Raw genomic sequence first — 14,979 nt, 5'->3', positions numbered from 1 at the left:
CGAATGGGCACGATCCACATCAAGGAGATGACCGGCGGCCTAGACGCGCGCCGGTTGCCCGAGACGACGCCCGGAGGCGTGCTGATCCGGGCCGACAACGGACATATCACGCGCGGCGGGGAGTTCGAAACCCGCGCCGCGTTCGTGAAGGAGTTCGACCTCCCCGCGGGAACGGTCGGGCTCGCGCAGACAGAAAGCGGCCTCCTGGTCTTCGGTTCGGGCACCCGCCCCGGAGCCCTGTCGCCGTTCATCCGATATCAGAGGCTGCAGAGTGGGAGTAAAACCCTTGCGCGCATTCGAGATTGGGAGTTGTTCAGCGGGAAGATTTACGCGATCGCCGAGTTCACCGACGGCGCCATCGCGCATTTCTATAATGGCGTGGAAGTCCCTACATGGCAGGACGCACGGGCGACGGTTCAGCTTCGCGTCGAGAGCGGTTCGGTCACGCCATCGCAACAGGCAACGGCGCAGTTTACCGTCACCGGCGGCGCCGGCGAGGTAATCAACACCGTCACCTCTATCCGCGTGTCCGGCACCGAAATCCTTGGCACGCCGCTGGTCCATACCGGCGACAACGCCACGACGGCAGCGGCCATCGCCGCCCGCATCAACGCGAACCCGACCACGCCCCGCTATCTGGCCGCAGCAGCGGGCAGCGTCGTCACTCTGACAGCAGAGCGCCCCGGCACGGCGGCGAACGGCCGGACGATCACCTTCCAGACGACTGGCAATTTCGCCCTTGGCGCCGCTACGACGTTCTCCGGCGGCGTGAACGAGATCGTCCCGCGTCTTCTGACGCTGTCGATCGGCGGGGTCCGCGCGTTGCGCCAGGCTGTTACCTGGCCGGGCAGCGCGGCGGCGATGGCAGAGGCCATCGCGGAGGGCATCAACGATCTGTCCTCGAACCCGGAATACAGCGCCATTGCGCGGGACGGGACCGTGTTCATCCACACCAACGAGGCCGGGACCGCGCAGAATGGCCGGACGCTGACCTTCACGACATCCGGCACGATCAGCCTGTCGACGCCAGCCGGCACGGACACCGCTGGCGGCGCGGAACTCGGGGCGACGAACTTCCTGCCCGCCGATGTCGTGCTGACCGTCCGAGAAAAGCTGTATGCGGGGTCGGGCACGAACCTGCATTATTCGGCCATCCAGGGGCCGACCTACTGGCAAGCGGGCGGCACCGGCGCGGGGCAGATCGGCGCGGGCTTTACCAACGTGGCGGACAGCAACTCGTCGCCGGACCGTATCACGGCGCTGGCCCGCTATTTCGACAAGCTGGCCGTCTTCACGGGCGACACCGTCCAGACCTGGTTCCTGGACCCGGACCCAGATCTGGTCGTCCAGTCGCAGGTTCTGGAAAACACGGGCACCGACTGCCCGCGCAGCGTGACGCAGTTCGGCGACGCCGACATCTTCTATCTGGACACCTCCGGCCTGCGGTCCCTGCGCGCCCGGGACAGTTCCAACGCCGCGGCGTCAACGGACATCGGCGTCCCGATCGACGACATCCTGTCGGCCAAGCTGGCCGCTATGAGCGCGTCGCAGCGCCAGCGCGTGGTCGGGTTGATAAACCCGTCGGACAAGAGGTTCTGGCTGGTCATGGGTCGGGAAATCTTCGTCTACAGCTACTACCCGAACAGCAAGGTCAACGCCTGGACGCGCTACGAGGCTGCCTCGACGATCGGCACCGTTCGGACGGAGTTCGACATCGAGGACGCCATCTCGTTCGACCGGCGCGTGTTCCTGCGCGCGGGCAACGCGATCTACTGCTACGGCGGCTGGTCGGGCGATGTCGCCTATGACGCCACGCCCGCCGTCGCCTGGCTGCCGATGCTGGACGCCGACGCGCCGACCGCCGAGAAGGACTGGCGCGGCGTGGACGCGGCCATCACGGGCAACTGGACCGTGGGCGTGTCGTTCGACCCGAACCAGCCCGAGACGCAGGACGACATCGCGAACCTGACCGAAACGACCTACGGACTGCGCCGGATCGCCATGAAGGGGCGCAGCACCCATGTCGGTCTGCGGTTCGTAAGCCGCGGCGGCCCCGCCAAGCTATCGGCGCTGGTGATCCACTTCGAGGGCAAGGTGAATGAGGACTGACCGGCGCTGGTGCGTGAGACTGGCCGAGCCCCGCGACTACGAGGCCGTCCGGGAACTGGTCCGCATGAACCACGCCGAAAGCTGCCCGCATCTGGAATGGTCCGAGGACCGTGCACGGGCCAGCTTCTTCGGCGCATACATGGATCGTCAGGAATGTCTGGTATTCGTGGTCGAGGACGCCGGACAAGTCGTCGGCTTCCTGCTGGCGACATGGGGCCAATACCGCACTTTCGCTGGCCTTTTCACCTGTCAGGAAGTAATGTTCGTCAGACCCGACAAACGCGGCACTCGGGCGGCCGCATTGCTGATGAAGAAACTGGTCGAATGGAGCCGTGATATGGGCGCGATCGAGGTTCTGGGCGGGAACGACAATGACATCATGTCGGAGCAGACCGCCCGCTTCCTCTCGCGCTTCGGCTTTCGCAAATATGGCTACGCAATGAGGCTCGATCTGAATGGGCAATAAAGCAGGAAAGCAGGCCGAACGTGAAGCGCGCCGGGTCCGCGAGGATGAAGAAGCCCGCCAGGCCCGCGTCGCCGAGGGCACGGCCAACATCAACCAGACCTTCGACAGCCAGTTCACTCCCGAGTTCTTCAGCGGGATCGCGGACAGCTATCAGAACTTCGCCAGCCCCCAGCTGCAGGACCAGCACCAGGACGCGAACAAGCAGTTGACGTTCGATCTGGCGCGCGGCGGCAAATTGGACAGTTCGACCCGCGCCACGCAGGGCGGCGAGTTGCAGAAAATCTATTCCCTGGGTCAGCAGCAGATCGCGGATCAGGCGCTGGCGCAGCAGAACGCAGCCCGAAATTCGGTGGAAGACGCCCGGTCGGGGCTGATCTCGCAGGTCAACGCCACGGGCGACGCGACCGGCGCGACCAACGCGGCCCGCGCCCGCGCCGAGGCCCTGTCCCGCCCGGCGGGCGACTTCAGCCCGATCGGGGATATGTTCCAGGGCTTCACCGGCCAACTGGGCCAGCGTTACGCAGCAGAGCGGGCTTATGCCGCCAGCGGCGGCGCCAGCCGCGGCTACACCCCCGTCAGCTACGGCGCCCCGAGCGGCGCCGTGCGCGTCACCCGATAGGAGCAGGGCCATGATCCCACTTCCCCTTCTTGCTCTTGCCCTGACCGCTGGCGGGACCGTCGCCCATGCGTCGGCCAACAATCAGGCCGCCCGCGCCCGATCCGCTTCGCTGGACGCCGAGCGGACCCGGCAGCGCAGCATGGAGCAGCGCCAGCAGAACCTAGCGCAGGGAAGCCAAGACGAAATGGCCCAGTTCACGCAGGACCAGGGCCAGCGCGAGATGGACCTGACGCAGTTCTATGAGGCGCCCCTGGCCGGCGACGCGAACGTCACGGCGGGAATGGTCGCGCCAGAGGGCACGTCGTCCATCACCACGCGCGAACTGCAGACGCAGAGCGGCAACGCCGCGCAGCGCGCGTCCGAGAACGCGCAGAACCTGGCGTCGATGCGGTCCTTCGGGGATCTGCTGGGCGACAAGATGCGCGGCATGGGCCGGGCCTCGGGCGAGATCGACCAGATGACCGGGTTCCGGCGCGGGTCCAGCGACGCCAACGCCTTCGAACTCGACGCCGCGTCGATGCAGGGCGGCAACAAGCGCCTGCTGGGTGATCTGCTGAAGGGCAGCGGCGCGGTGTTGGGCGGCTTCAGCAGCATGGCCGGCGCGGGCAATCCAGTCATCACCAACAGCATCGACCGCTGGCTGCCCGGCGGCGACCGACTGGCCGCCGGCCTGCGCGGCGCGGGGGTCCAGAACGTAAACAGCGTGCGCGGAGGGTTCCTCGGATGACCATCAAGAACCGATACGCAGACCCGGCCATCGGCCAGGCGTTCGAGAACATCGCGGGGCTGTTCGCGCCCATGTCGGGGCAGGACCTGGCCGGATATGCGACGGCCGACGCCAACCGCCAGCAGGCCATGCAGCGCGCCCAGCAGATCGGGCTGACCGACATGTTCGTCAACACGGGCGACGAACGCGCGGCGATCGGCGGAGGCCTCTACACCCCGAACCAGTCGTTCGAGGCCGTCCGCATGGGCGACCAGACGAACCGGCGCGGGCAGGACCTGACCTACGGCGCGTCGGTCGGCAACAACGTCCGCGACAACCAGCGTGCGATGGACCTTGGCATCATGGGCGACGAGACGGCACGCCGGGGCCAGGACATCGGCCTGGAGGGCACCCAGTATGTGGCCGACCGTAACCTCGACGGCGTCCGCTACAAGACTGACGGCGACAACCGCACGACGCTGCAAACGAACATGACCGACAACCTGATGGCTCCGCTGTCGCCGGGCGAGCAGACGCGCGGTCTGGATCAGGACACGCTTGCGGCCCTGGGCTTCGACACGATGCCCGAGGTGGCCGAATACAGCAACGACCGGATGACCAGCGGCGACGTCAAGCTGACGAACGCGCGCTTGCCGGACGGGACACAGACGACGGCCCTGCAGACCGCGCAAGGACTGGTGGACGCCCAGACCGGCGCGCCGCTGCCGCCGGGCACGACCATGTTCTCGACCGCGGCGCAGGGCAGCGCGGAGGACGTCGGCCTTGGCCGGACGACACAGGGCCGCGTCCAGCAGCAGATGCTGGAGATCGGCACCGCCGTCGGCACCGCCCGGTCCCTGCGCGAGATGATCGCCGCGAACGGCGCGTCGCAGGGCGTGATCGGCGCGCTGCGCGGCACGAGCCAGAACCTGATGCAGACCGGCAACGAACTGGGCCAGTTCCTGGGCGGCGGCGTGGCCGAGGTGATGAAGGACGTCGATCAGGGCCTTCTTGACGCGGGCGTCGCGCAGGAGTTCTTCGACCCGACCCTGCCCGCGATCGACATGCTGGGCAACATGCTGGCCTTCCAGTATGCCAAGGCCATGACGGGCGAGCGCCTGTCGAACGAGATGCTGCGCAACGCGCGGTCGTCTCTCGGCCTCGACAAGATGCTGGGCAACCAGGCCGACAGTCTGGCGCGCCTGGACGTCGCAATTCAGCAGCTGGAGCGCCAGCAGCAGTTCCTGGGCGGCGCACTCGGCACCGGCGACACCAGCGGCCAGATGGGCGGCGTGTCCGTCCAGAACCCAGGCAACGTCAACACGGACGCGGGCACGATCGTCCCGCCCGCGCCGACCGGCGGCGCCACGCGGCTGCGCTTCAACCCCGCAACGGGAGCCTTCGAATGATCGAGGTCGAACTACCCGACGGTCGCGTGCTGGAGTTCCCCGAAGGGACCGATCAGGACACCATGCGGTCGGCCATCCAGGGCTTGCTGGCGCAGGATCCCGCTGGCGGCGCGGAAGCCCCGACCGCCGAGGAACCCGGCTTCTGGAGCCGCTTCGGCGACACCGCGACGGACGTGGCCGGATCGGCGGCCCGTGGTATCCGCAAGGGCGTGGCGAACGTCGCCGGTCTGCCTGCGGAGGCCATCAACGCATCCCCGATGCTGCTGAACCTGCTGCCGGGCGAACAGGGCATGACGCCGTTCTCGGACCGGCCGCGTGGCGGGGCCGCAGACATGGACATGATGCTGCGCGCGGGCGGGCTGGTGCCGGATTACGAACCGCAGACGGGCGCGGGGCGCTTCGCGAACCGGATCGGCGAGGAAGTCGGCGCGACCACCGTCCCCCTCGTCGGGCTGGGGGCCAAGGCGGCCAGCGTCGGCGTCGAGGGCGCGCGGCAGATGGGCCCGATCGCCAGGTCCTTCGTGGAACCGATGGCCGTCGCCCCTGGACGGGTCGCAGCGCGCGAGATGACCTATGCGGGCGCGGCCGGCGCCGGCGCGCAGGGCCTGAACGAGATGGTCACGCCGGACGGCGAGGGGACCTGGTGGTCGGACCTCTTGGGTTCGGTCGGCGGCATGGCGGCCTTGGGCACGGCCAACGCGGTCGGCGGGCTGGGTCGGAACATGATCGGCGCGGCCACGGGCAGGACCGGGGCGTTCGATGACGTGGCCGGGCGCGAGGTCGTTGACCGGCTGGTGAACAACTCGTCCGACATGCAGGCGCGCTATGCCGCCCAGGGGCCCGGCGCGGTCGATGCGTCGCCGCTGGCATCCGCACTGTCGCGGCCCTCGGAGGCCGAGCAGGTCATCCCGAACTTCCAGGCCAACATCGCGGACCGGGTCCAGGACCCGGGCATCTCGACGCTGGCCTACAACACCGACACGATGCTGCCAGGCGCGGCCAACGCGCGGCGAACCAGCAACGCCGCAGCCGTGGACGAGCGCATCGCGGCCTTGGCCCCCGACGCCAACCCGGCGGGGTTGCGCGAGGCGCTGTCCTTCGGCGCACAGGGCCGCATCGAGCAGGCCAATGATGGCCTGTCCGCCGCGCGCACGCAGTTCGACGACGCATCCGCCGGACTGGTCGTGCCGGGCGCGGTCGAGCGGGGATCGGTCATCCGGTCCGGGCTGGCCGACCGCCAGGCGCAGGAGATGGAAGGCATCGCGAGCCTCTACGGCCAGATCGACGACACGATCCCGGTCGATGCGGGCGCGCTGCGCCAGCGCGTCGAGGGCGTGACGGAAGGTCTGCCCCTGAACGACCGCCAGCGGTTCACCCCCAGCGAGGCCGGCATCCCGGCGCAGCTGGCGCCCGAAGGGACCGCCGAGGTGCCCGTCCGCGAGGCCATGTCGATGCGATCCGGCCTGTCCAGCGACATCCGCTCGCCGGCGGCCACCGATCAGCAGAAGCGCGTCACGGGGCAATACCTGGACGAGGTGGACGACTTCATCGCGAAGTCCCTGCCGGACGACCAGCGCGCCCTGATGACCGAGGCCAAGGCGAAGCGCCTGGACGTCGGCAAGCGGTTTGAGGACCGCGGCGCCGTGCCGGACATCCTGCGCGAGACGGGCCGCGGCCAGCCCCGGATGCCCGACGAGGCCGTGCCGGGCCGGGCGATGGCCGGAGAGACGGACTATCGCGCCGTCATGGCCGAGGTCGGCGACAACCCGACCGCGCGCAAAGCCTTGGGCGACACGCTGCTGGCCGACGCGCAGGCCGCCAAGGCGACCCGCAGCCCCGAGGCGCTGGCCCGGTTCATGCAGGAACGCAACTTCGCCTTCAGCGACTTTCCCGAGGCGCGCACCGCGCTGGAGCGGGCGGGCACCAGCAAACAGACGCTGGACGCGGCCGAGGCCACGGCCAAGGCGACCGAGAAGGCCTATCGGCCGGGCGGGACATCCGCCGCCGGTCAGTATCTGCGCTACGACGACACCCAGACCCGCGCGGCCATCGGCACGGCGTGGAAGTCCGCCCAGCCCGAGCGGGCCGTCCGGGAACTGCTGGAGGTGGCCGGCGACACGCCCGCCACCCGCGCGTCGGCCAAGGCCGCGCTGTGGGAGGAAGTCTCGGGCACCGGCAAGCTGAACGCCCCGACCATGACGTCGGCCGACGGCGTGCAGCGGTGGAGCGGCCGAGGGCTGCAGAAGCTGTTCGACGATCCGCGCTTCGCCAAGACGGCCGAGGTGCTGTGGGAGGATGCGCCGGAACACCTGACCGACATCCGCCAGGTCGTCAGCGCATTGTCCAAGGCCGACGGGTCGGTCAACGCCAAGGCGATCGGATCGTCCGGCACCGCGCAGTCGCTGGCGGGAAAGTTCGACCCGTCCCTGACGACGGCCTCGATCGCCTCGCGCGCCCGGTCCGTGAACCGCGGCCAGCTGTCTCCCACCATCGCGGTCGTGGACGTCCTGTCGACGTTCCTGCGCAACCGCAGCGCCAAGGTGCAGGGCCGGGCGATCGACGAACTGATGGCGAAGGCCGTCAACGATCCCGATCTAGCCGCCGCGCTGCTGCGCCGCTACAACCCCGCCGACGAAGCGGCCGAGAATCGGGCCTTCCTGACCCGCTTCGGCGTGCGCCTGCCGACGGTGGCGAACATCCTGGCCGGCGATGACGCCGACGAAGACGATCCGTTCGCGGGGATGGGCGAATGACGCCGGATCTCGCGGCGGCCATCCGCGCGTCGGCCGAGCGCATCGGGGCCGATCCGGTCGATCTGGCAACCGTCATCTCCTACGAGACGGCCGGGACGTTCGATCCGTGGAAGGCGGGCCCTACGACGCAATGGGGCCAGCACCGCGGCCTGATCCAATGGGGCGAGCCGCAGAGGCAGCAATACGGCGTGTCGCAGGGGATGCCCGTCGCCTCTCAGATGCAGGCCGTCGAGAAGTATCTGACCAATGCGGGCTATCGGCCCGGCATGGGCATCATGGACATGTATTCGGCCGTCAACGCGGGCCGGGTCGGGCGTTACGGCGCCTCGGACGCCAACAACGGCGGCGCCCCGGGCACGGTGGCCGACAAGGTGAACAACCAGTTCGGCCCCCACCGGGCCAAGGCCGCGCAGATGCTGGGCATGGCTGGCGGGACCGGCGGGCTGTCCTACGGGGCGGCGCAGCCGAACACTCCGGCCATGCCGTCCGCGATCAGCCTGGCCGACATGTTCGCGCAGCCCAACGACGGCCCCGCCACTATGCTGCCCGGGCCGGAGCCCATGCAGCAGGCCGCCCCGGCGCTCGGCAGGCCCGCGCCCGAGGTCGAACTGGCGCGGCGTCAGGCGCTATTCGCTGACGTCGGATCCTTCTTCGGCTGAAGGTCGCGATAGGCGCGCAAGATGGCAAGCAGCCAACCGCGAGCGGGCGACCGCTCGGCCTTCCCGAAATAATCCCGGTACTCGGCCAGTGTTTTTGCGCCGTTGCTGACGGACACGTCCGCTGTTAGGTCGATCAGCGCGTCCCACCCCGGCAGCAGCGCCTCATGCAGCGCAAGGGCCGCGTCGAGGGAGCCTTCGTAAGCGCGTAGCAAGAGGTGCCTCATTGTGGAACTCTGGAAGGACGCCAAGAAATCTGTCTCTTTAGCGCTTCCCGCCTCCACCGCCTTGAGCAGCTTATCCAGATTAGTCATCTCGATTCTCCCTGTGCGCCCAAAATGACGCCCAAAATGTGTATGTAGGTGGCCGACAGACACCGCGCCTATGGGCCGTTTCATCCAGCAAATTCAGGGGGTTACGTTGGTGCTGTGAGAGAGGATTGAACTCTCGACCTCACCCTTACCAAGGGTGTGCTCTACCACTGAGCTACCACAGCAACGTGAGGGGGCGTTTAGACAAAGGCCGCAGAGGGTGCAAGGGGGTCCGTGCGATTTTTCGGCATTTTGGCGAATGACCGCGCGCGGCGCGTGCGTTTGCTGGACGAGCGGCGCGCGCGGCGCTAACAGATCAGCCATGACCGACCGTGACCCGGACAAGACACAGGCCCAAAGCCGCGAAGAACGCCTGCGCCAGGCGCTGCGGGCGAATCTGGCGCGGCGCAAGCAGCAGGCCCGCGCCCGCGCCAATGCGGCAGGCACGGACGGAACCGACAACAAGACCGCCCCGGACGCGGGCGGCGAGACAGGCAAGGACAGCTGATGGACCAGATCATCGTCACCGGGAACGGCCCCCTCAAGGGAGAGATCCCCATCGCTGGCGCCAAGAACGCCTGCCTGACGCTGATGCCCGCGACGCTGCTGACGGACCAGCCGCTGACGCTGACCAACGCACCGCGCCTGTCGGACATCCGCACCATGACCGCGCTGCTGGGATCGCTTGGGGCCGAGGTCGCCAGCCTGCAGGAGGGCCAGGTCCTGGCGCTGTCCAGCCATGCGATGACCAGCCACCGCGCGGAATACGACATCGTGCGCAAGATGCGCGCCTCGATCCTGGTGCTGGGGCCGATGCTGGCGCGCGACGGCGTGGCCGAGGTGTCGCTGCCCGGCGGCTGCGCCATCGGCGCGCGCCCCGTGGACCTGCACCTGCGCGCGCTGGAGGCGATGGGCGCGACGCTGGACCTGTGCGAGGGCTATGTGCATGCCAAGGCGCCGTCGGGGGGCCTCAAGGGCGCGGTCTTCGAATTCCCCGTCGTGTCGGTGGGCGCCACCGAGAACGCGCTGATGGCCGCCACCCTGGCACGCGGCACGACCGTCCTGAAGAACGCCGCGCGCGAGCCTGAGATCGTCGATCTGGCCCGCTGCCTGCGCGCGATGGGCGCGCAGATCGAGGGCGAGGGCACCGGCACGATCACGATCCAGGGCGTACAGGCGCTGCACGGGGCGACGCATCCTGTGGTCACCGACCGGATCGAGCTGGGCACCTATATGTTGGCGCCCGCCATGTGCGGCGGCGAGGTCGAGCTGCTGGGCGGCCGGATCGAGCTGCTGGCGGCCTTCTGCGAAAAGCTGGACGAGGCCGGGATCAGCGTCGAGGAGACGCCGCGCGGCCTCAAGGTCGCGCGCCGCAATGGCCGCGTGCGCGCCGTGAACGTGCGGACCGAGCCCTTTCCGGGTTTCCCCACCGACCTGCAGGCGCAGTTCATGGCGCTGATGTGCACCGCCGACGGCACATCGGTGCTGGAGGAGACGATCTTTGAGAACCGCTTTATGCACGCGCCCGAGCTGACCCGCATGGGCGCGCAGATCGAGGTCCATGGCGGCCACGCCACCGTCACCGGGGTCGAGAGCCTGCGCGGTGCGCCCGTGATGGCCACCGACCTGCGCGCCTCGGTCAGCCTGATCCTGGCGGGGATGGCCGCTCAGGGCACCACCACCGTCAGCCGCGTCTATCACCTGGATCGCGGATACGAGCATGTCGTGCGCAAGCTGCGCGGCGTGGGCGCCCATATCGAACGCGTGAAAGAGGAGGCCGCATGACCGGCGACGCCCGCTTTTCCGATGCCGACCCCCGTCCCCTGGCCCTGAAGGCCGAGGATGAGGTCGACCTGCGCATCCTGTCCTCGCTGTTGCAGGACGCGGTGCTGACCGGGTCCGACATCAGCCACGACCCCAAGGCGCGGCGGCTGGCGCTGCTGGTCACGCGTTTCCGGTGGGAGGACGCCGCCGAGGCCCAGACCGAGGGCCGCGCGTTCGAGCGTGTCCGTTCGGTCCTGGTGATCGGCGACGTGATGCGGGTGGTCAGCGACGGCGTGGGCCGCGATGCCGACACCGTCCTGTCGCTGCTGGCGATCCGCTGGCAGCCGGGCGAGGACGGCACCGGCCGCCTGTCGCTGGATTTCGCGGGCGACGGCACGATCCTGGCCGAGGTCGAGTGCATCAACCTGGACCTGCGCGACGTGACGCGGCCCCATGCCGCCGTGTCGGGCAAGGCGCCGCAGCACCCGGACTAGGACACGCCCGGCGTTTCGGGCAGAGGACAGACCCGCGGCATCCTGTCCGCGCCCCGGTGCTTGAGGCGGCCAGGGGTGCGGGGTAGGCCCGCGCGGGAACCAAGGGGAATGATGATGCCGGTTTTTCTGAACATCGCCGATGCGGATTTCGAACAGGGCTTTGCGGCCATGCTGGGCGCCAAGCGCGAGGATTCGACCGATGTGAACGACGCGGTCACCGCCATCATCCGCGATGTGCGCGATCGGGGCGACGCGGCCCTGTGCGACCTCACGGCGCGGTTCGACCGGTTGCAGCTGACCCCCGCGACCCTGCGCTTTTCCCCCGAGGAGATCGCCGAGCAGGTGGCCCGCGTCACGCCTGAGGACCGCGCGGCCCTGGCCCTGGCGGCCGAGCGCATCCGCGCCTATCACGCCCGCCAGATGCCCGAGGATGCCAGATGGACCGACCCCGAGGGCGCGACCCTGGGCTGGCGCTGGTCGGCGGTGTCGGCGGCGGGCCTGTACGTTCCGGGCGGGCAGGCGGCCTATCCCTCCAGCGTGCTGATGAACGCGATCCCGGCGCGGGTGGCGGGGGTCGAGCGGCTGGTCATCTGCGTGCCGACGCCGGATGGGGTGATCAACCCGCTGGTCCTGCTGGCGGCGCAGCTGTCCGGCGTGGACGAGATCTATCGCATCGGCGGCGCGCAGGCGGTGGCGGCGATGGCTTACGGCACCGATACCATCGCGCCGGTGGACAAGATCACCGGGCCGGGCAACGCCTATGTCGCGGCGGCCAAGCGGCAGGTCTTTGGCCGCGTGGGCATCGACATGATCGCAGGCCCGTCCGAGGTTCTGGTGATCGCGGACGGCGACCAGAACCCCGACTGGCTGGCTTGGGACCTGCTGGCGCAGGCCGAACATGACGCCGATGCGCAGTCGATCCTGATCACGACGGACCCGGCCATGGCCCGCGCCGTGGCAGAGGCGGTCGAGCGGATCATCCCGACGCTGGACCGGGCGGCCATCGCGGGCGCCAGCTGGCGCGACTATGGCACGGTGATCGTGGTGGACGACCTGGATCAGGCAGCAGCCCTGTCGAACCGCATCGCGCCCGAGCATCTGGAGCTGTGCGTGGCCGACCCCGAGGGGCTGGCCGCCAGATGCATCCACGCCGGCGCGATCTTTCTGGGCGCGCATACGCCCGAGGCGGTGGGCGATTATGTCAGCGGGCCGAATCACGTCCTGCCCACGGCCCGCTCGGCACGGTTCAGCAGCGGCCTCTCGGTGATGGATTTCCTGAAACGCACGACCATGGCGCGGCTGACGCCGGGCGCTTTGGCCGCCATCGGGCCCGCCGCGGTGCGTCTGGCCGCATCCGAGGGCTTGCAGGCGCATGGCGCTTCGGTTCAGGCTCGGCTTGGGACCTTGAACGAAAGGCTGCCGGAATGAGCCGCATCACCCGGATCGAGATCGACGACAGCGCCATCGCCCCCGCCACCCCCGAGATGGAGCAGGAGCGGCGCGTCGCGATCTTTGATCTGATCGAGGATAACAGCTTTGCCGTGCCCGGCCGCGACGGGGGGGCGGCGCCCGACGGCCCCTTCGTGCTGGAGCTGTGCATCCGCGAAGGGCGGCTGGTCTTTGACGTCACCACCGAGGCCCAGGACAAGGTGGCCGAGTTCCACCTGTCGCTTGGCCCCTTCCGGCAGGTGGTCAAGGATTACTTCCAGATCTGCCAGAGCTATTTCGACGCCGTCAAGCGCCTGCCCCCCGCCCAGATCGAGGCGATCGACATGGCCCGGCGCGGTATCCACAACGAGGGCGCGCGCACCCTGCAAGAGCGGTTGGAGGGCAAGGCCAGCCTGGACATCGACACCGCGCGCCGCCTGTTCACGCTGATCTGTGCGCTGATCCCGCAGGGCTGATCCGATGGCGCAGGACAAGATCCCCTCATCGGTCCTGTTCTGCTGCGATCACAATGCCATCCGCTCTCCCATGGCGGAAGGCATGATGAAGCGGTTCTATGGCCGCGCGGCCTATGTCCAGTCCGCCGGGGTCAAGAACGACCTGGAGGTGGACGGGTTTGCCATCGCCGTCTGCGACGAGATCGGCGTGCCCATCGCCAACCACCGCAGCCGCAGCTTTGAAGAAATGCAGGACTGGGGCGACGATCTGAGCCAATTCGACCTTATCGTCGCCCTGTCGCCCGCCAGCCAGCGCATGGCGCTGGAGATGACGCGCCACGCGCATCTGGAGGTCGAATACTGGCCCATCATGGACCCGACCGGCCTGGCCGAGGGTCGCGAGGCGAGCCTGGCCGCCTATCGCCAGACCCGCGACCAGATCGAGGCCCGGATGCGCGACCGCTTTGGCCCGCCCCACGCGGACACGGCCTAGCGGCGCCAGTGGCGCGGCACGTCCCACAGGGGGCGGGCGATCTCGGCCTCGACATCGTCGCGGGTCAGGCCGATGTCGCGCAGATGATCATCCGACAGGCGCGACAGGTCGATGCGGGTGCGGCGGACGTCCAGCATGGTCAGCAGACGCTCCAGCCAGGGCTTGCGCGGGATGATCCCGTGGCCGGTGACGACGCGCAGAAGGGCGGTGGATCGGGCAGACATGGTTCAACTCCGCTGATGGAACGTATCACGAAATCAGATGTATCGGTTCTCGTTCATCTGATATCTTGATTGGTATCGCCTGACGAGGTATTTGTGAAACGAATGGTTTTGATGTGACCCATCACCGGAACTGAAGGATCGACCCATGCGCAACCTGGATATCGGCACGCTGCGATCGCTGCAGGCGGTAGCCGAATACGGCGCCGTCACCCGCGCCGCCGAGGCGCTGAACATGACCCAGAGCGCGCTGTCCATGCAGATGCGGCGGCTAGAGGACCTGTTCGGCCGCCCCATGCTGGACAAGGCCGGGCGCGGCGTCGTGCTGTCGGATTTCGCCCAGGATCTGCTGGGGGAAAGCCGTAAGATGGTGGCGCTGAACGACGCGATCCTGTCGCGCTTTACCGGGGCGCGGCCGGACATGCGGCTGCGGGTGGGGCTGACCAGCGACTGGCTGTTTACCAAGGTGGCCCAGACCGTGCGCGCCTTTCGCCGCGACCATCCCCAGGTCGAGCTGGTGATCAACGACGCCCGCAGCAAGGACCTGCGCGCCCAGATGAAGCGCGGAGAACATGACGTGATTCTGACGACCGAATTCGACGCGCCTCCCGGCGCGATCCACCTGGCCAAGGTCGATCTGGCTTGGTTCGGGGCCACCGGCGGGCAGGCCTGGTCGGAACGCCCGCTGCCCATCGCGAATTCGCCGCATTGCGCCTATTACCCGGTCGGCATGGCAGCGCTGGATCAGGCGGGCATCGAATGGGTTCAGGTCGTCGGAGAGGGCGGCAGCGACACCTGGCGCGTGCTGGCCGCCGCCGATCTGGGGGTGACGCTGCTGCCGCGCGGCATCCAGCAACCGGGGCTGGAGGTGCTGGATCACGGCGGCGCGCTGCCGCCGCTGCCGCCGACCTGGCTGAACGTCTATGTCGCCGAAGGGCCGGCCCGCCAGGTGGCCTCCGATTTCGCGGGCTATCTGCGCCAGGTCGTCTGCGAGGTCGCCGCCGCCGCCTGACGCCGACAATTCGAACAATGAGGCGGCTTGACGCCGCGCCCTTCGATCTGCGACCCAGAGGTGTCTCAGAAGGATGCGGCGCG

16 protein-coding genes and 1 tRNA gene are annotated in these 14,979 nt (G+C 68.8%); 14 read left to right on the top strand and 3 right to left on the bottom strand.

Translation table 11 applies throughout. The features are described 5' to 3' along the window. Window positions 1–3: 3 nt before the first annotated feature. The 7 genes from ABS73_RS03760 to ABS73_RS03730 are packed head-to-tail and all read left to right on the top strand — an operon-like array spanning window position 4 to window position 8,721. Window positions 4–2,109, top strand: a complete 2,106-nt coding sequence (locus tag ABS73_RS03760) for a hypothetical protein (protein WP_277023084.1) — start codon at window positions 4–6, stop codon at window positions 2,107–2,109. A gap of 13 nt (window positions 2,110–2,122) precedes the next feature. Then, window positions 2,123–2,575: a GNAT family N-acetyltransferase gene (locus ABS73_RS03755; RefSeq protein WP_277023087.1), complete on the top strand. Its 453-nt coding sequence runs from the start codon at window positions 2,123–2,125 to the stop codon at window positions 2,573–2,575. Next, window positions 2,565–3,194: a hypothetical protein gene (locus ABS73_RS03750; protein ID WP_277023089.1), complete on the top strand. Its 630-nt coding sequence runs from the start codon at window positions 2,565–2,567 to the stop codon at window positions 3,192–3,194. Before ABS73_RS03755 ends, ABS73_RS03750 begins: the two co-directional genes overlap by 11 nt. A gap of 10 nt (window positions 3,195–3,204) precedes the next feature. Next, window positions 3,205–3,921, top strand: coding sequence for a hypothetical protein (locus ABS73_RS03745; protein WP_277023093.1), 717 nt, complete (start codon window positions 3,205–3,207; stop codon window positions 3,919–3,921). Beyond that, entirely contained in the window at window positions 3,918–5,309 is a 1,392-nt protein-coding gene (locus ABS73_RS03740) for a hypothetical protein (protein ID WP_277023096.1), read from the top strand. Before ABS73_RS03745 ends, ABS73_RS03740 begins: the two co-directional genes overlap by 4 nt. After that, window positions 5,306–8,062 carry a hypothetical protein gene (locus ABS73_RS03735; protein WP_277023099.1) on the top strand — a complete coding sequence of 919 codons (2,757 nt, stop codon included), beginning with the start codon at window positions 5,306–5,308 and terminating at the stop codon, window positions 8,060–8,062. The genes ABS73_RS03740 and ABS73_RS03735 overlap by 4 nt, the downstream gene beginning before the upstream one ends. Next, window positions 8,059–8,721, top strand: coding sequence for a hypothetical protein (locus ABS73_RS03730; RefSeq protein WP_277023102.1), 663 nt, complete (start codon window positions 8,059–8,061; stop codon window positions 8,719–8,721). The genes ABS73_RS03735 and ABS73_RS03730 overlap by 4 nt, the downstream gene beginning before the upstream one ends. Here ABS73_RS03730 and ABS73_RS03725 read toward each other — a convergent pair. Further along, window positions 8,682–9,032 carry a hypothetical protein gene (locus ABS73_RS03725; RefSeq protein ID WP_277023104.1) on the bottom strand — a complete coding sequence of 117 codons (351 nt, stop codon included), beginning with the start codon at window positions 9,030–9,032 and terminating at the stop codon, window positions 8,682–8,684. The genes ABS73_RS03730 and ABS73_RS03725 overlap by 40 nt on opposite strands. 107 nt (window positions 9,033–9,139) lie before the next feature. Beyond that, window positions 9,140–9,214 (bottom strand) — tRNA-Thr (locus ABS73_RS03720). Window positions 9,215–9,351: 137 nt separating this feature from the next. On the opposite strand from ABS73_RS03720, the gene ABS73_RS03715 reads away from it, so the two are divergent. The 6 genes from ABS73_RS03715 to ABS73_RS03690 all read left to right on the top strand — a co-directional run bounded on the left by ABS73_RS03715 (window position 9,352) and on the right by ABS73_RS03690 (window position 13,663). Further along, window positions 9,352–9,537: a hypothetical protein gene (locus tag ABS73_RS03715; protein WP_277023107.1), complete on the top strand. Its 186-nt coding sequence runs from the start codon at window positions 9,352–9,354 to the stop codon at window positions 9,535–9,537. Next, a complete protein-coding gene (murA, locus tag ABS73_RS03710) occupies window positions 9,537–10,814 on the top strand; it encodes a UDP-N-acetylglucosamine 1-carboxyvinyltransferase (RefSeq protein WP_277023110.1) in 1,278 nt (425 codons plus the stop codon). Before ABS73_RS03715 ends, murA begins: the two co-directional genes overlap by 1 nt. Next, on the top strand, window positions 10,811–11,287 hold the full coding sequence (locus tag ABS73_RS03705; RefSeq protein WP_277023113.1) for a DUF2948 family protein: 477 nt from the start codon (window positions 10,811–10,813) through the stop codon (window positions 11,285–11,287). The genes murA and ABS73_RS03705 overlap by 4 nt, the downstream gene beginning before the upstream one ends. A 114-nt stretch (window positions 11,288–11,401) precedes the next feature. Further along, window positions 11,402–12,715: a histidinol dehydrogenase gene (gene hisD, locus ABS73_RS03700; protein WP_277023116.1), complete on the top strand. Its 1,314-nt coding sequence runs from the start codon at window positions 11,402–11,404 to the stop codon at window positions 12,713–12,715. After that, window positions 12,712–13,191 carry a UPF0262 family protein gene (locus ABS73_RS03695; RefSeq protein ID WP_277023120.1) on the top strand — a complete coding sequence of 160 codons (480 nt, stop codon included), beginning with the start codon at window positions 12,712–12,714 and terminating at the stop codon, window positions 13,189–13,191. The genes hisD and ABS73_RS03695 overlap by 4 nt, the downstream gene beginning before the upstream one ends. Before the next feature lie 4 nt (window positions 13,192–13,195). Further along, complete coding sequence (locus ABS73_RS03690) at window positions 13,196–13,663, top strand: arsenate-mycothiol transferase ArsC (RefSeq protein WP_277023123.1); 468 nt, start codon at window positions 13,196–13,198, stop codon at window positions 13,661–13,663. On the opposite strand, the gene ABS73_RS03685 is transcribed toward ABS73_RS03690, so the two are convergent. Next, window positions 13,660–13,887, bottom strand: coding sequence for a DUF1127 domain-containing protein (locus ABS73_RS03685; RefSeq protein WP_136856903.1), 228 nt, complete (start codon window positions 13,885–13,887; stop codon window positions 13,660–13,662). The genes ABS73_RS03690 and ABS73_RS03685 overlap by 4 nt on opposite strands. Window positions 13,888–14,032: 145 nt before the next feature. On the opposite strand from ABS73_RS03685, the gene ABS73_RS03680 reads away from it, so the two are divergent. Continuing rightward, window positions 14,033–14,896, top strand: a complete 864-nt coding sequence (locus ABS73_RS03680; protein ID WP_277023125.1) for a LysR family transcriptional regulator — start codon at window positions 14,033–14,035, stop codon at window positions 14,894–14,896. Window positions 14,897–14,979: the final 83 nt, after the last annotated feature.

This window comes from Paracoccus sp. SCN 68-21 (assembly GCF_001724535.1).
GTDB lineage: Bacteria > Pseudomonadota > Alphaproteobacteria > Rhodobacterales > Rhodobacteraceae > Paracoccus > Paracoccus hibiscisoli.
Note: the sequence above shows the minus strand (reverse complement) of the source record. Positions and strands in the feature narration are given on the sequence as shown.

Bases quoted from the DNA above. Each gene is read 5' to 3' on its own strand.
- ABS73_RS03750 (WP_277023089.1), top strand. From the start codon at position 2,565: ATGGGCAATAAAGCAGGAAAGCAGGCCGAACGTGAAGCGCGCCGGGTC.
- hisD (WP_277023116.1), top strand. From the start codon at position 11,402: ATGCCGGTTTTTCTGAACATCGCCGATGCGGATTTCGAACAGGGCTTT.
- ABS73_RS03725 (WP_277023104.1), bottom strand. From the start codon at position 9,032: ATGACTAATCTGGATAAGCTGCTCAAGGCGGTGGAGGCGGGAAGCGCT.
- murA (WP_277023110.1), top strand. From the start codon at position 9,537: ATGGACCAGATCATCGTCACCGGGAACGGCCCCCTCAAGGGAGAGATC.
- ABS73_RS03690 (WP_277023123.1), top strand. From the start codon at position 13,196: ATGGCGCAGGACAAGATCCCCTCATCGGTCCTGTTCTGCTGCGATCAC.
- ABS73_RS03735 (WP_277023099.1), top strand. From the start codon at position 5,306: ATGATCGAGGTCGAACTACCCGACGGTCGCGTGCTGGAGTTCCCCGAA.
- ABS73_RS03680 (WP_277023125.1), top strand. From the start codon at position 14,033: ATGCGCAACCTGGATATCGGCACGCTGCGATCGCTGCAGGCGGTAGCC.
- ABS73_RS03715 (WP_277023107.1), top strand. From the start codon at position 9,352: ATGACCGACCGTGACCCGGACAAGACACAGGCCCAAAGCCGCGAAGAA.
- ABS73_RS03685 (WP_136856903.1), bottom strand. From the start codon at position 13,887: ATGTCTGCCCGATCCACCGCCCTTCTGCGCGTCGTCACCGGCCACGGG.
- ABS73_RS03705 (WP_277023113.1), top strand. From the start codon at position 10,811: ATGACCGGCGACGCCCGCTTTTCCGATGCCGACCCCCGTCCCCTGGCC.
- ABS73_RS03745 (WP_277023093.1), top strand. From the start codon at position 3,205: ATGATCCCACTTCCCCTTCTTGCTCTTGCCCTGACCGCTGGCGGGACC.
- ABS73_RS03760 (WP_277023084.1), top strand. From the start codon at position 4: ATGGGCACGATCCACATCAAGGAGATGACCGGCGGCCTAGACGCGCGC.
- ABS73_RS03695 (WP_277023120.1), top strand. From the start codon at position 12,712: ATGAGCCGCATCACCCGGATCGAGATCGACGACAGCGCCATCGCCCCC.
- ABS73_RS03740 (WP_277023096.1), top strand. From the start codon at position 3,918: ATGACCATCAAGAACCGATACGCAGACCCGGCCATCGGCCAGGCGTTC.
- ABS73_RS03730 (WP_277023102.1), top strand. From the start codon at position 8,059: ATGACGCCGGATCTCGCGGCGGCCATCCGCGCGTCGGCCGAGCGCATC.